Source organism: Actinotalea solisilvae (genome assembly GCF_016464425.1).
Classification (GTDB): Bacteria; Actinomycetota; Actinomycetes; order Actinomycetales; family Cellulomonadaceae; genus Actinotalea; species Actinotalea solisilvae.
The window spans coordinates 1-14,508 of sequence record NZ_JADDKQ010000032.1 but is presented as its reverse complement, the minus strand read 5'-3'; the positions used below and the strand labels follow the sequence as shown (position 1 = coordinate 14,508).

The following is a 14,508-nucleotide window of genomic DNA, read 5'->3' as shown; positions in this document are numbered from 1 at the left end:
GCGGGCCCACGCCCGCGCCTGCGACGGCGGCACCGGCCGTGGCGCCCAGCGGCGCCACGCCCTCGACGCTCGCCCAGTCGGGCACGAAGAGCGCGGTGGCCTCCGTCGGCTCGGGCTGCGGGATGCCGGCGTCGTGCCGCGGGGCGGTGCGCGCGACCGCGGGCTCGGCCCAGCGCGCGGCGTCGGGTCCCGCCTCGGGCGCGGGGACCTCGTCGGGCACGTGGCCGAGGCCGTCGACGACCACGGGGGGCGCGCCGACCGAGGGCACGTGCGTGCGGTCTCGGTGGATCTGCACCCTGACGTCGCCGAACGGCACCGTCACGGGCGCCTGGGGCTTGTGCACGACGACGTCGACGGCCTCCACGCCGCGGTGCGTGAGCGCGACGGCCGCGATGCGCTCGGCGACCGTCTCGACGAGGTCGGCGGGCGTCCCCGCGAGGACGCCCGCGACCTGCTCGCTCAGGACGCCGTAGTCGACCGTGAGGTCGAGCCGGTCCTCGGCCGCGGCCGGGCGGGTGTCGACGTGGAGCGTGACGTCGGCGACGAAGGTCTGCCCGTCGCGTCGCTCGTGGTCGAAGACGCCGTGGTGGCCCGTCGCGGTGATGCCGGACACGGTGATGCGGTCGCGGGTGGGGTGGCCCGCGGTCGACTCATGCACGATGGTCTCCGTCCTGGGTGTGGCTGTGCTGGTCCTGCCGCTCGTCCCGGGCCGCCGACCAGGCGGCCGCCACCCGCACCGCGTCCGCCGAGCCTGCCACGTCGTGCACCCGGACGCACCAGGCTCCGCCGAGGGCGGACAGGGCGCTGATGGCCGCCGTCGCGCCGTCGCGCGCGTCGGGCGGGGCGGGCGTCCCGTCGGGCCCGGCGAGCAGGTGGCCGAGGAACCGCTTGCGCGAGGCGCCGACGAGCACGGGCCGGCCGAGGGCCTGCAGCGCGTCGAGGTGCGCGAGCAGCGGCCAGTTGTCGCGACCCGGCTTCGCGAAGCCCAGACCCGGGTCGAGGACGACCTGCTCGCGACGCACGCCCGCGGCCTCGAGCGCCGCGAGGCGCGCGGCGAGCTCGTCGCGGACGTCGACGACGACGTCGTCGTAGGTCGCGTGGTCGTCCATGACGTCGGCGTGGCCGCGCCAGTGCATGGCGACGTAGACGACGCCGGTCTCGGCGACGACGTCGACCATCGCCGGGTCCGCCAGGCCCCCCGAGACGTCGTTGACGACGTGCGCGCCCGCCGCCACCGCGTCCCGCGCGACGGCCGCCCGCGTCGTGTCGACGCTGACGACGGCGCCGGCCGCGACGAGCTCGCGCACGACCGGGAGCACACGACGCCGCTCCTCGTCGGGCGGGACGCGCTCCGCGCCCGGGCGGGTGGACTCGCCGCCGACGTCGAGCACGTCCGCGCCCTGGGCGACGAGCGCGAGCCCGTGGGCCGCGGCGGCGGCCGGCTCGAACCACCGCCCGCCGTCGCTGAAGGAGTCCGGTGTCACGTTGACGACACCCATGACGAGCGTCCGGTCGAGCACCGTGAGGCGCTCCGGCAGCGGCTCGGGGTGCAGGCGCGTCACGGATCCACCCTAGAGCCGCCCACCGACTCCCCCGACCGCCCGACGTCCTGGGTCCGCCACGCCGGCCGGCGTCCCCGCTCCCCTCCCCGCCCCGGGAGCAGCCCTGCCGAGGACGCGAAGGCTTGGTCGCGTTCCGCGCGACCAACCCTCCACACGCGACTCGACCGTCCCCGCCCGGGCAGGGAGACGGGACGCGCGGGACCGCTCCGGGCACGCGGTGGTCAGCGGGGCGCGACGGAACACGTGGGGCCGCAGGGGCGCGGACTCCCCCGCCACCCGAGCCGACGCAGGGCGACGCCGACCTGCACCGCCGTCGCGCACGGACGCAGGACGTGCCGCCACCGGTAGCGCAGGGTGAGGTCACCGAACGAGAGCAGGACGGCGTTGTCCCGCCAGACGTCGTCGTCCGTGCGTCCGCCGGGATGCGCGACCTCGCCGTCCAGCTCGACCGTCAGCCCGACGTCGTCGTACCGCCGGTCCGCCCGGGTCCACCGGCCGCCCACCACGCGCCGGGCCTGCGCCCGCGAGCGCGGGAGCCCGTGCCGTCGCTCGACGTCACGCTGGTACCTCAGCTCGAGCGCCGACTCGACACCGTCCCGGACCGCGCCGAGCAGCTCCTCGAGGAGGCGTCGTCGTCCGACGGCCGGCCGCGCCGACAGCGCGGCGAGGATCTCGTCCGGCCTCGTCCCCGCGCGGACGGCGGCGCACACGACGGAGACCGCCTCGTCGACGTCCCCCCTCGACGCGACGAGGTCCACCACGGTGTCCGCGCGGCCGACCGACACGATCCCGGCGGTCGTGGACGGCATGGCGCGACGCAGGTGGACGACGAGACCGTCGGACCGCATCACCCGCCGGTGCGCCGGCACGCTCACGTCGACGAGGGAGGGCTCCGCCCGGAGGAACCGGTGCAGGTACCCGGCGCTGGCGTGGCTCAGCGCGGCGCCCGGCCCCGCGTAGAGGAGGCCGGCTCGCGCCCTCGTCAGCCAGGGCAGCGGCCCGGAGTGCACGACGACGACTCCCCGATGCAGGCGCTGCCAGTGACCGGCCGCGACGAGGCGTGCCACCCGGTGCTTCGTGAGCCCGAGGCGGTCGGCCTGGGCAACGGTGATCGCGTCGTTCTGACGGGCCGCCAGCCGGAGTACCGACCCAGGGATGCGAGCCATGCCGCCAGCATGTCGAGCGGCGGTGCCGCGCCGTCGCCGGACCGCTCGGCCTGTGGACAGGGCAGAGCCCGGATCGGTGGTGGACGACCGGCCGCCGCGGCGCTCGCTGGGCTCAGCGGCCCGCGATGCGAAGGGTTGGTCGCGCGCTCAGCGACCAACCCTTCACGCCGGCGGGTGCGCCACGGCACCACCCGCGGGGCCGCGCGGGCGGGACCGCGTCGCCACCACGCGGATGCGTCGGCGTCGGCGTGAGCGTGTGAAGGGTTGGTCGCGTGCGCCGCGCCCAACCCTTCACGCCGACCGCGGCCCAGTCCCGACGGGGTGGCCACGGCGCACACCGGCAGTGCGCGCACACCCGCGGTGCGCGGGCGGGCGCGGTGCGCGGGCGGGCGCGGTGCGCGGGCGGGCGCGGTGCTCGGGCGGGCGCGGTCAGCGGGCGGGCGCGGGGGCGTCAGCGGCCGAGGATGAGGCTCATGGCCTCGGCGCGCGTGGTGCCGTCGCGCATCTGGCCGCGGACGGCCGAGGTCACCGTGCGCGAGCCCGGCTTGCGGACGCCGCGCATCGACATGCACAGGTGCTCGCACTCGATGACGACCAGCACGCCGCGCGGCTGGAGGATCTCGACCATCGCGTCGGCGACCTGGGACGTGAGGCGCTCCTGGACCTGCGGCCGGCGCGCGTAGAGGTCGACCAGCCGGGCGATCTTCGACAGGCCGGTGATGCGACCGTCCGCGCCCGGGATGTAGCCGACGTGCGCGACCCCGTGGAACGGCACGAGGTGGTGCTCGCACGTCGAGTACACCTCGATGTCCTTGACCAGCACCATCTCCTCGTGGCCGAGGTCGAAGGTGGTCGTGAGGACGTCGCGCGGCTCCATGTGCAGGCCGGCGAACGTCTCCGCGTAGGCCCGCGCCACGCGCGCGGGGGTGTCCCGCAGGCCGTCGCGGTCCGGGTCCTCGCCGACGGCGAGCAGCAGCTCGCGCACCGCGCGCTCGGCACGCTCGTGGTCGTACCGGACCGCCATCGAGACGCCGTCGGCCACGACGACGTCGTCCTCGAGTCCCGCGTCGGCGGGCAGCGGCAGGTCGTCAGCCGTGTGCGTCATGCGCGCGCTGCCGTCAGCCGTCGGCCCGCGGCGTCACGCCGCCGACCTGGCCGCCCGGGGGCACCTCGCCGACCGGGTCGGCCGGGTGCTCGGGCTTCGCCGCGGCGGCCTCGTCCTGCGGGATGACCGGGTGTCCGTTCGACGCCGCCTTCTCCCGCTCCGTCTGCACCGGGGGGATGCTCGAGACCGTGCGGTCCGGGCTCGAGAGCCACACCTCGCGCGGCTCGCGCTTCGTCACGGGCGCGAAGATCTCGGCGAGCTCGGCCTGGTTGAGCGTCTCGCGCTCGAGGAGCTCGACGACGAGGGTGTCGAGGACCTCGCGGTAGTGGTTGAGGATCTCGTAGGCCTCGTCGTGCGCGAAGTCCATGAACCGGCGGACCTCGACGTCGACGACCGACGCGACGTCCTCGGAGTAGTCCCGCCCGTGGCCGACGTCGCGCCCGAGGAAGACCTCGCCGCTGTCCTGGCCGAGCTTGACCGCGCCGACGCGCTCGCTCATGCCGTACTGCGTGACCATCTTGCGGGCGATCGCGGTGGCCTTCTCGATGTCGTTCGAGGCGCCGGTCGTCGGGTCGTGGAACACGACCTCCTCGGCCACGCGCCCGCCCATGGCGTAGGCGAGCTGGTCGAGCAGCTCGTTGCGCGTCGTCGAGTACTTGTCCTCGGCCGGCATGACCATCGTGTACCCGAGGGCACGGCCGCGCGGGAGGATCGTCACCTTGGTCACCGGGTCGGTGTACCGCAGCGCCGCCGCCACCAGGGCGTGGCCGCCCTCGTGGTACGCGGTGATCTTCTTCTCCTTGTCGTTCATCAGCCTGGTCCGCCGCTGCGGGCCGGCGATGACGCGGTCGATCGCCTCGTCGAGCTCGCGGTTGCCGAGCACCTGGAGCCCGCCGCGCGCCGTGAGCAGCGCGGCCTCGTTGAGCACGTTCGCCAGGTCGGCACCGGTGAAGCCGGGCGTGCGCTTCGCGACGGCGTGCAGGTCGACGTCGGGCGCCATGGGCTTGCCCTTGGCGTGCACCGTGAGGATGCGCTCGCGGCCGCGCAGGTCGGGCGCGTCGACCGCGACCTGGCGGTCGAAGCGGCCCGGACGCAGCAGCGCGGGGTCGAGGATGTCGGGCCGGTTGGTGGCCGCGATGAGGATGACGTTCGCGTTGACGTCGAAGCCGTCCATCTCGACGAGCATCTGGTTGAGCGTCTGCTCGCGCTCGTCGTGGCCGCCGCCCAGGCCGGCGCCGCGGTGACGGCCGACGGCGTCGATCTCGTCGATGAAGATGATGGCGGGCGCGTTCTGCTTGGCCTGGTCGAAGAGGTCGCGCACGCGGGACGCGCCGACGCCGACGAACATCTCGACGAAGTCCGAGCCCGAGATCGAGTAGAACGGCACGCCCGCCTCGCCCGCGACGGCGCGTGCGAGGAGCGTCTTGCCGGTACCGGGCTGGCCGTAGAGCAGCACGCCCTTGGGGATCTTGGCGCCGACGGCCTGGAACTTGGCCGGGTCCGCGAGGAACTCCTTGATCTCCTGGAGCTCCTCGACCGCCTCGTCCACGCCCGCGACGTCGGCGAACGTCACCTGCGGCGTCTCCTTCGAGACGAGCTTCGCCCGCGACTTGCCGAACTGCATGACCCGCGAGCCGCCGCCCTGCATGCGCGACATGAGGAACCAGAACAGGCCCAGGATGATGACGAACGGCAGGAGCAGGCCGAGCAGGCTCGCCCACCAGGACGTGCGCGGGACCTCGGAGTTGAAGCCCCCCTCGGGGTCCGCGTCGACGATTGCCTCCACCACGGCCTCGCCCTGCGGCTGCACGTAGTAGAACTGCACGTTCCGGCCCTTGTCCCCGAAGTCCTCGGAGAGCGTGAGGTCCACGCGCTGCTGGCCGTCGACGATCTTGGCCTGCTCGACCGTGTCGCCCCGGAGGAGCTCGAGGCCGTCGGACGTGTCGATCCGCTGGATGCCCGTGGACATGAAGGACGACGCCCCCAGCCACAGGATGAGGACGGCCAGGAGGATCCAGATGGCGGGGCCACGGGTGAGGCGCTTGACGTTCATGGGTGACGGGGCCGGAGCCCTATCCCTCCTGGTCGCGGGGCAGGTCTGACGTGCACGTTACCCGCTGGGCCCGCGGCGCCCCCGCCGTGTTCGCGCAGGGCGCGAGCGGGAACCGTGGAGGGTTCCCGCACGTTGGGTCCCGAGGTCGCCCCCGCGTGCGCGCGGGGCTCCGGGCTCAGTCGCCGTAGACGTGCGGCGCGAGCGTGCCGACGAACGGCAGGTTCCGGTACTTCTCGGCGTAGTCGAGCCCGTACCCGACGACGAAGTCCGTCGGGATGTCGAAGCCCACGTACCGCACGTCGACCTCGACCTTGGCGGCCTCGGGCTTGCGGAGCATGGTCGCGATCTCGACCGACGCCGGACCGCGGCTGCGCAGGTTCGCGAGCAGCCAGGAGAGCGTCAGCCCCGAGTCGATGATGTCCTCGACGATGAGCACGTGACGGCCCGTGAGGTCCGCGTCCAGGTCCTTGAGGATCCGCACGACGCCCGACGACGACGTGCCCGCCCCGTAGGACGAGACGGCCATCCAGTCCATCTGCACCGCCGTGTGCAGCCGGCGCGCGAGGTCGGCCATCACCATGACCGCGCCCTTGAGGACGCCGACGAGCAGCAGCTCGCGGCCCGCGTAGTCGGCGTCGATCTGCGCCGCCATCTCGTCGAGCCGGGCCTGGAGCTGCTCCTCCGTGAGGAGCACGCGCTCGAGGTCGTCACCCATGTCCGCCGGATCCACCGCTCGCCGCTCCCTGTGCCTCAGCCGTCGTGCCCTGTGTGCTGGTCGTGCTCGTCGTGCTCGTCGCGCGCCGCGCTCGTCGGTGGAGCGGGCCGGACGCACGTCAGCCTGCCACACCGCCGGTGCACCACGCCGCCACCCGGGACGGCCGCGCCACCCTGCCCGCGCCAGTCGGTGACCAGCCGGTCGACCGCCTCGACGTGCACGCGCCCGACGTCGCCCGCGGGCGCTCCCCACGCCACGAGGGCCGCGCGCAGGGCCCGCCGCCGGACGGCCGGCGCGAGCGCCGCGAGCGCCGCGACGTCGAGCGCGGGACCCGGCCCCGCCCCGTCCCCGGCGGCCGGTCCGGGCACGGTCACGCCGCCGTCGGGCGCCACCCACGCCGCGGCGAGGGCGTCCGCCGCGAGCGCGGCGAGGGCGTCGTCGTCCTCGCGCAGCAGGTCCGCGGTCCGGGCGAGGGACGGCACGACGGCGGGGCCGAGCACGTCCGCGAGCACGGGCAGCACCTCGCCGCGTACGCGGCTGCGCACCGGCGCCGCGCCCGACGTCGCGCCGGCCGGCGCCGGCGTGTTCGTCGGGTCGTGCCACGGGTCGAGGCCCAGCGCGGCGCACGCGCGCTCGGTCGTCGCGCGGCGCTCCCCGAGGAACGGCCGCCGCAGCAGCCCGCGCCGCCGCGGCATCCCGGCGAGCGACCGCGCGCCGGACCCGCGCGCGAGCCGCAGGAGCACCGTCTCGGCCTGGTCCTCGAGGGTGTGCCCGAGCAGCACCGCGACCGCCCCGCGCTGGGCGGCGACGTGCTCGAGCGCCGCGTACCGCGCGGACCGCGCGCCCGCCTCGGGTCCCCCGTCCGCCACGTCCACCGCGACCGGCACCACGTCGACCGGGTCGAGCCCGAGCGCGCGGCACGCGCCGGCCGCGCGCACAGCGACAGCGTCGCTGCCCGCCTGCAGCCCGTGGTCCACGACGACGGCGCCCGCGCGCAGGCCGAGCCGCGGCGCGACGAACGCGGTGGCCGCCGCGAGCGCGAGCGAGTCGGGCCCGCCCGAGCACGCGACGAGGACCAGCGGCGCCGGGCCGGCGCCGCCACCGGCGACGCCGTCCAGCTCACGCCGGACGGCCGCCCGCAGCGCGGCGACGGCGGGGTCGGGCCCGGTCACGACGACCTCAGCCGTGCACGCGCCGGACCCACGCGCGCGGGTCGGCGATCTCGCGCGCGGACGGCAGCGCGTGCGGCCCGGCCCAGACCGCGTCGAGCGCCGCCGAGCCGCCCGTCGTGCGCACCGCGCGCACGAACGCGGCGCCCCGCCGGTACTGGGCCATCTTCGCCTCGAGCCCGAGCAGCCGGCGCAGCACGCGGTCCGCCGGGGACGCGCGGCGTCGGCGCTGCGCGTCGAAGCGCGCCCGCAGGCGGCGCGCGCTCGGGATGCTGCGCGCGCCGACGGAGTCCATGGCGACCTCGGCATGCCCCTCGAGCAGGGACATCGTCGCCGTGACGGCGTCGAGCCGCTCGCGCTGCGCGGGGTCGAGGACCAGCCCGAGGACGCCCAGGTCGTCGTCGGCCGGTCCGTCGGCCACCCCCGCCGGGCGGGAGGACCCACGGCGCCGCGCCGCGCTCAGCGCACGCTCGACCGCCGAGGTCAGCTCGGGCCCGCGCGCGGACAGCTCGGCGACGAGGCCGCGGACCTCCGTGCGGAGGTGGTCGGCGAGCCACGGCGCCGCGGCGAACTGGAGCGCGTGGGTCTGCTCGTGCACGCACACCCACAGCGCGAAGTCGTGCAGGTCGGCGCTCAGCCGCGCGCGCATGTGCAGCACGTTGGGCGCGACGAGGACCAGCCGGCCGCCGGCCGGGGCGTCGGTCGCGAAGGGGTCGAACTGCCCAAGGACGCGCGCTGCCAGCAGCGACAGCAGCCCGGCCGCCTGCCCGGTCGCGGGTCCGGCCCGCAGGTGGTCCACGACGCCGTCGGGCGCGCGGTCGGGCACGGGCGCGAGGCCCTGGAAGGACCGCGCCGCGGCGAGCGCCCAGCCCGGCCGGTCGAGGACCGCGACGGCGGCGCGCTGGTCCTCGCGACCGGCCGCCTTGACGGCGGTCCCGAGCCGCGACGCGCGCAGCGCGAGCGGGTAGGCACGCTCGGCGGCGTCCCGGAGCGCCGCGACGGCCTCCGCGGCCTCGTCGCGGGTCACGGCCGGACCGGGCGGGGCGAGCCGGCCGGCCCAGCGCGCCGCCCGGTCCCAGTCGACGACGAGGAGGTCGCTGACGCGGCCTCCCCCGGGCGCGCCGGGGGCCGCGTCGGACCTCACCGCGCGGGCCGGCGTCACGCGAGCCCCACGACCTGCTGGACGAAGGCGTCGACCGCCGCGCGCGGCCCGGGCTGGCCGCCGGGCGGGGTCGCGTCGGCGAGCACCGCGAAGGCGAGCAGGCGGCCGCCGGAGGTCTGGATCGTCCCCGCGAGCGACGTCACGCCCGGGAGGCTGCCCGTCTTGGCGCGCACCAGCCCCTCGGCCGGGCCCTCCTCGAACCGGTCGGCGAGCGTGCCCTGCCAGCCCGCGACCGGCAGGTCGAGCAGCACGGGCAGCAGCTGCGGGTTGGCCGGGTCGGCCGCGGCGGCGACGAGGCCGACGAGCAGCGACGGCGGGAGGGCCGACAGGGCGGAGAGGCCGCTGCAGTCGCGCAGCACGGCGCCCTGCGTGTCGAGCCCCTGCCGACCGAGCTCGGCGAGCACGGCCGCCGTCGCGCCCTCGAAGCTCGCGGGCAGACCGTGCTCGACGGCGACGAGCCGCCCGAGCACCTCGGTGATCGCGTTGTCGGACACCTGGACCGCGTACCGGACGATCTCCCGCACGGGCGCGGACTCGACCCGACCCACCTCGAGCGCCCCCGCGGGCGCCTCCTGCCGCACGGGCGCGCCCGTCACCGCGATGCCCTGGGCCGCGAGCGCGGCGGCGAACGTCTCCGCCGCCTGGAGCGCCGGGTCCGGCCAGCGCGGCGGGTACTCGCCCTCGCGCATCTTCGCGACGTCGACCGCGAGCGCGGCGACCGGCGCGACGAACCCCTGGGCGACGTCGGACGGCTTCCACTCGGGGTGCAGCAGCGGTCCGCTGAAGAGCCGGTCGTCGAGGCCGAGCGTGACCTCCGCGACGCCCGCGAGCCGCAGCGCGCGCGCCGTCTGCGCGGCGAGGTCGACGAGCCCCGCGCGCCCGCTCACCGCGTCGGGGACCCCCGCACCCGCGCCGAGCATCATGTCGCCGCCGCCGACGAGCACGAGGCGGCCCGGCTCGGGCTGGACGACGGTGGTCGGGAGGGTCCGGTCCGGCCCGAGCGCCGTCATCGCGGCGAGCCCGGTGAGCAGCTTGGCGGTCGAGGCGGGCACGCGCGGCGCCGCGCCGCCGAGGTCCGCGAGGACCTCCCCGGTGAGCACGTCCTGCACGACGACGCCCGTCGACGCGCCCATCCGGGCGTCCGCCACGAGCGCCTGCGCGAGGGCCGTGACCTCCGGCGCCGGGGGCACCGGCGCCGACGGGTCGAGCGTCGCGACGACGGGCGTGACCTCGGGCGCGGGCACCGCGCCGGGGACGGCCGGGAACGGGGCCGGCGGGGCGGGCTCGGGCTCGAGCGTCACGAGCCCCGGCACGACGTCGTACGCGTCCGCGGCGGCGTAGCCGCCCGCCCCGAGGACGAGCGTCACGACGACCGCACCCGCGACCCGCGCTGCCGTCCCCATGCCACCTCCTGGTCCCGCGGGTGCCGTGCGCGCCGCGGCTGCAGCGCTCGCGCTGCCGGTGGGCCACACTAGTCACAGCACGCCGCCGGTCCGGGCGGCCACACCCGAGGGAGCGCCCGTGGAGTTCGACGTCACCATCGAGATCCCGAAGGGGCAGCGCAACAAGTACGAGGTCGACCACGAGACGGGTCGCATCCGGCTCGACCGGATGCTCTTCACCTCGACGCGCTACCCCGACGACTACGGGTTCATCGAGGGCACGCTCGGCGAGGACGGCGACCCCCTGGACGCCCTGGTCCTGCTCGAGGAGCCGACCTTCCCCGGCTGCCTCATCCGGTGCCGCGCGCTGGGCATGTTCCGCATGCGCGACGAGGCGGGCGGCGACGACAAGGTGCTGTGCGTGCCGATGGGTGACCAGCGTGCGTCGTGGCGCCAGGACATCGACGACGTGAGCGAGTTCCACCGCCTCGAGATCCAGCACTTCTTCGAGGTCTACAAGGACCTCGAGCCCGGCAAGTCCGTCGAGGGCGCGCACTGGGTCGACAAGGCCGCGGCCGAGGCGGAGATCCAGAACTCGATCCAGCGCGCGATCGACACGGGCTACTACGAGAAGCACGGCAAGCACTGACCCGACGGGGCGCCCCGAGCGCCCGCCGACGACGAGGGCGCCCGGACCGCGGTCCGGGCGCCCTCGTCGTCGTCAGGGGGTGGTGCGTGCCGGGCGGTGCGGTCAGGGCCGGCCGGCGTAGGGCATGGTGCCCGACCAGCGGATCGCCGTGACGCGCACCGCGACGCCGGGCCGCGGCGCCTCGACCATCTGTCCGTTGCCGACGAACATCGCGACGTGGGTGATGCTGCCCGGGTCGCTGCCGACGGAGCCGTAGAAGATGAGGTCCCCGGGGCGCATCGAGTCGTAGGAGATCTTCTGCACCTGGCGGTACTGGTCGCGCGACGTGCGGTGGATGCTCAGGCCCGCCGCGGCCCACGCCTTGCTCGTGAGGCCGGAGCAGTCGAACGCCTCCGGCCCGGCGGCGCCCCAGCCGTAGGCCTTGCCCACCTGCGAGACCGCCCACGCTACGGCGCTCTGGCCCTGCGCGGCCGTGCCCCGCTGCGAGCCCGTGCCCAGCCCGTACGGGTCGGACGCCGGCGGCGGGGTGACGACGGGCGGGGCGGTGACCGGCGGCGCGACGACGGGCGGAGGGGTCACCGGGGGTGCGGTGACGGGCGGCGCGGTCACCGGGGGCGCCACGACGGGCGGCGCGGTCACGGGCGGCGCGGACACGGGCGGGGCGACGACGGGCGGGGCCGTGACCGGCGGCGTCGCCGCGGACGGGGTGGGCGGCGGCGTCGCGGACGGGGGGGACGGGGTGACGCCGCGCTGGGCGGCTGCGGCCGCCTCGGCGCGCGCCGCGCGCTCGGCGTCGACCTGCGCCTGCCGCGCGCGCTCGACCTCGAGCGACGTCTGACGCAGCGCGGCGAGCTCGGAGAGCAGCACCTCACGCTCGGCCGCGATCGCCGCGACCTGCTCCTCCGCCGTCGCGTACAGCTGCTGGGCGGTCGCGAGCGCGTCCTCGGCAGCCTGCGCTGCGGCCTCCGCCCGGGCGGCGGCCTCGTCGGCGCGGGTCTGGAGCGTGCGTGCGACGAGGTCGGCGGCGTCGAAGCGCTGCACCGCACGCTGGGCCTGGCTGCCCAGCTGGTCCATCGCCGTCCGGCGGGCGACGAGGTCCTCGAAGCCGTCCGCCGAGAGGAAGGCGCCGAGGCCGTCGAGCGTGCCGCCCGAGCGGTACGCCTGGAGAGCGATCTGGCCGAGCTCGTCGCGGGCGACCTCGGCGTCCTCGGCCGCTGCCGCGGCCTGCGCGGCCGCCTCCTCGGACCGTGCGGTCGCCGCGTCGCGCGCGCCGACGGCCTCGGTGTAGTCCTCGGCGGCGGCGGCGACGTCGGTCCACGCCGTCTCGAGCGCGGCGGACTGCGTCGCGAGCGCGACCTCGAGCGAGGCGACGTCGCGCGCTGCGGTCCGGACGGCGTCCTGGGCCGCGGCGACGTCGTCCGTGCTGACGTCGGGGTCCGCCCAGGAGGCGCCCGCCGTGGCGGTGCCCAGGAGGAGGACGAGCGTCGTCGCGGCGGCAGCCCGCCGTGCGCCGGCACCCCAGGTCCTCATCCGGTGCGTCCTCCCGTACGGGGCGCCGTGTCGGCGCCGGCCGTGCTCGTCGGCGCGCTCGTGCGCGCTCGGGGCCCCGCGGTCCTGCAGGTCCTGTCGCACGGTACTCACAGCAGTCACGGGAGCAACAGGTGTCACTCCGACAACGTTCGTCACACCAGTCACTCCAGTCACACCGAGCCGGCCCGCCGCGCGCCCGAACCGTCCGATTCGTCCGGTCGCTGCAGCACGGGATCTCCCGAGCGCCCCAGGCGGTCCGCGCGTGCGGCCGGGGCCACGGCGGGAGCACCGCATCACCCGAACGGCCGCGTGCGGACCGGGCCCGCGCACCCGGCGACGCCCCGCCCGGTCCGGATCGCGAGACGGCGATATCGCCTGCTGGTCCGGCCGCCCTACGCTGGCCGACATGTACTGCCGAATGTGTCGCTGACCCGCGCACGTTCGGTGGTGTGCCCGCTGACCGGTTCGACCGGGACGTCCCGTCGTCCCTGATCCCCCGGCAGGGCACCTCCCTCACGTGCACACCCACCCAGTCCCGTCGCGGGCTGGCCGGGGTCAGTGCGCTGGCTGTGGTCACCCGCGGTACTCCCACGAACGAGGAGCCCGCACCATGAGCAACGAGTCCTGGTCCTTCGAGACCCGCCAGATCCACGCCGGCCAGCCCGCGGACGCCGCGACCGGCGCCCGCGCCCTGCCGATCTACCAGACGACGTCGTTCGTCTTCCCGGACGCCGACACCGCCGCGGCGCGCTTCGCGCTGCAGGACCTCGGCCCGATCTACACGCGCATCGGCAACCCGACCACGCAGGCGGTCGAGGACCGCATCGCGAGCCTCGAGGGCGGCGTCGGCGCGCTGCTGCTCTCCTCGGGCCAGGCCGCCGAGACCTTCGCGATCCTCAACATCGCCGAGGCCGGCGACCACGTCGTCGCGAGCCCGAGCCTCTACGGCGGCACGTACAACCTGCTCCACTACACGCTGCCCAAGCTCGGCATCACGACGACGTTCGTCACCGACCCGCACGACCCGCAGGCCTGGCGCGACGCCGTCCGGCCGAACACCAAGCTGTTCTTCGGCGAGACGATCCCCAACCCGCAGTCCGACGTCCTCGACATCGAGGCGGTCGCCGCCGTCGCGCACGAGGTGGGCGTCCCGCTCGTCGTCGACAACACCGTCGCGACGCCGTACCTCATCCGCCCGCTCGAGCACGGCGCCGACGTCGTCGTCCACTCGGCGACGAAGTACCTCGGCGGGCACGGCGCGGCGATCGGCGGCGTCATCGTCGACGGCGGCTCGTTCGACTACGCGAAGCACCCGGAGCGCTTCCCCAACTACAACACCCCGGACCCGTCCTACAACGGCCTCGTGTTCGCGCGCGACCTCGGCGTCGGCGGCCTGTTCCCGGTGAACCTGTCCTTCATCCTCAAGGCGCGCGTCCAGCTGCTGCGCGACCTCGGCTCCTCCATCTCGCCGTTCAACGCGTTCCTCATCGCCCAGGGCATCGAGACCCTCTCGCTGCGGATCGAGCGCCACGTCGCCAACGCGCAGACGGTCGCGGAGTGGCTCGAGGCGCGCGACGACGTCGTGCGCGTGCACTACGCCGGCCTGCCGTCCAGCCCGTGGCACGCCAACGCCCAGAAGTACGCGCCGCGCGGCGCGGGCGCGATCGTGTCCTTCGAGCTCGAGGGCGGCGCCGAGGCCGGCAAGCGCTTCGTCGACGCGCTCGAGCTGCACTCGAACGTCGCGAACATCGGCGACGTGCGCTCGCTCGTCATCCACCCGGCGTCGACCACGCACAGCCAGCTCACGCCGGAGGAGCAGCTCGCGTCCGGCATCACGCCGGGCCTCGTGCGCCTCTCGGTCGGGATCGAGCACGTCGACGACATCCTCGCCGACCTCGACGCCGGCTTCCGGGCCGCCAAGGGCGCCTGATGGCCGTCCCCGACCGGGTCGCCCCTCCCGTGGACACGACGGGTGGGGGCCGTGCCGGCGCCGTAGGTTTGCGCGTCGTGCAGAC

At 76.0% G+C, this 14,508-nt stretch carries 12 protein-coding genes; 2 read left to right on the top strand and 10 right to left on the bottom strand.

Features of this window, described 5'->3' with window-relative positions; translation table 11 throughout:
* From folB to dacB, 9 genes are all read right to left on the bottom strand, one after another.
* Nucleotides 1-658, bottom strand: a 658-nt coding sequence (folB, locus tag JIG38_RS19295) for a dihydroneopterin aldolase (protein ID WP_199425282.1), incomplete at its 3' end; no start/stop codon positions are given.
* The gene (gene folP, locus JIG38_RS19290) at nucleotides 651-1,562 is read right to left on the bottom strand and encodes a dihydropteroate synthase (RefSeq protein ID WP_372419839.1); all 912 of its coding nucleotides are present in this window, start codon (nucleotides 1,560-1,562) and stop codon (nucleotides 651-653) included. The genes folB and folP, both read right to left, overlap by 8 nt.
* Before the next feature lie 221 nt (nucleotides 1,563-1,783).
* On the bottom strand, nucleotides 1,784-2,728 hold the full coding sequence (locus JIG38_RS19285) for a type IV toxin-antitoxin system AbiEi family antitoxin domain-containing protein (RefSeq protein WP_199422737.1): 945 nt from the start codon (nucleotides 2,726-2,728) through the stop codon (nucleotides 1,784-1,786).
* A 451-nt stretch (nucleotides 2,729-3,179) separates the two neighbouring features.
* Nucleotides 3,180-3,833, bottom strand: a complete 654-nt coding sequence (gene folE, locus JIG38_RS19280; RefSeq protein WP_199422736.1) for a GTP cyclohydrolase I FolE — start codon at nucleotides 3,831-3,833, stop codon at nucleotides 3,180-3,182.
* 13 nt (nucleotides 3,834-3,846) lie between these two features.
* Nucleotides 3,847-5,886: an ATP-dependent zinc metalloprotease FtsH gene (gene ftsH, locus JIG38_RS19275; RefSeq protein ID WP_199422735.1), complete on the bottom strand. Its 2,040-nt coding sequence runs from the start codon at nucleotides 5,884-5,886 to the stop codon at nucleotides 3,847-3,849.
* A 175-nt stretch (nucleotides 5,887-6,061) separates the two neighbouring features.
* Nucleotides 6,062-6,616, bottom strand: coding sequence for a hypoxanthine phosphoribosyltransferase (gene hpt / locus JIG38_RS19270; RefSeq protein ID WP_199422734.1), 555 nt, complete (start codon nucleotides 6,614-6,616; stop codon nucleotides 6,062-6,064).
* A gap of 20 nt (nucleotides 6,617-6,636) precedes the next feature.
* A complete protein-coding gene (gene tilS / locus JIG38_RS19265; RefSeq protein WP_199422733.1) occupies nucleotides 6,637-7,773 on the bottom strand; it encodes a tRNA lysidine(34) synthetase TilS in 1,137 nt (378 codons plus the stop codon).
* A 7-nt stretch (nucleotides 7,774-7,780) separates the two neighbouring features.
* Nucleotides 7,781-8,914, bottom strand: coding sequence for an Rv3626c family coenzyme F420 biosynthesis-associated protein (locus JIG38_RS19260; protein ID WP_199422732.1), 1,134 nt, complete (start codon nucleotides 8,912-8,914; stop codon nucleotides 7,781-7,783).
* 14 nt (nucleotides 8,915-8,928) lie between these two features.
* On the bottom strand, nucleotides 8,929-10,335 hold the full coding sequence (gene dacB / locus JIG38_RS19255) for a D-alanyl-D-alanine carboxypeptidase/D-alanyl-D-alanine endopeptidase (RefSeq protein WP_199422731.1): 1,407 nt from the start codon (nucleotides 10,333-10,335) through the stop codon (nucleotides 8,929-8,931).
* Between the two features lie 118 nt (nucleotides 10,336-10,453).
* Between dacB and JIG38_RS19250 the strand changes: the two genes are divergently transcribed.
* Nucleotides 10,454-10,963: an inorganic diphosphatase gene (locus JIG38_RS19250; protein WP_199422730.1), complete on the top strand. Its 510-nt coding sequence runs from the start codon at nucleotides 10,454-10,456 to the stop codon at nucleotides 10,961-10,963.
* A 102-nt stretch (nucleotides 10,964-11,065) separates the two neighbouring features.
* Here the strand turns inward: JIG38_RS19250 and JIG38_RS19245 are convergent, their stop codons facing one another.
* On the bottom strand, nucleotides 11,066-12,493 hold the full coding sequence (locus JIG38_RS19245; RefSeq protein WP_199425281.1) for a C40 family peptidase: 1,428 nt from the start codon (nucleotides 12,491-12,493) through the stop codon (nucleotides 11,066-11,068).
* A gap of 610 nt (nucleotides 12,494-13,103) precedes the next feature.
* On the opposite strand from JIG38_RS19245, the gene JIG38_RS19240 reads away from it, so the two are divergent.
* Nucleotides 13,104-14,423 carry a bifunctional o-acetylhomoserine/o-acetylserine sulfhydrylase gene (locus JIG38_RS19240; RefSeq protein ID WP_199425280.1) on the top strand — a complete coding sequence of 440 codons (1,320 nt, stop codon included), beginning with the start codon at nucleotides 13,104-13,106 and terminating at the stop codon, nucleotides 14,421-14,423.
* The last annotated feature ends 85 nt before the right edge of the window (nucleotides 14,424-14,508 follow it).

Excerpts from the sequence above, each read along its gene's own strand:
- JIG38_RS19285 (WP_199422737.1), bottom strand. The coding sequence starts at position 2,728 with ATGGCTCGCATCCCTGGGTCGGTACTCCGGCTGGCGGCCCGTCAGAAC.
- folE (WP_199422736.1), bottom strand. The coding sequence starts at position 3,833 with ATGACGCACACGGCTGACGACCTGCCGCTGCCCGCCGACGCGGGACTC.
- ftsH (WP_199422735.1), bottom strand. The coding sequence starts at position 5,886 with ATGAACGTCAAGCGCCTCACCCGTGGCCCCGCCATCTGGATCCTCCTG.
- dacB (WP_199422731.1), bottom strand. The coding sequence starts at position 10,335 with ATGGGGACGGCAGCGCGGGTCGCGGGTGCGGTCGTCGTGACGCTCGTC.
- JIG38_RS19245 (WP_199425281.1), bottom strand. The coding sequence starts at position 12,493 with ATGAGGACCTGGGGTGCCGGCGCACGGCGGGCTGCCGCCGCGACGACG.
- JIG38_RS19240 (WP_199425280.1), top strand. The coding sequence starts at position 13,104 with ATGAGCAACGAGTCCTGGTCCTTCGAGACCCGCCAGATCCACGCCGGC.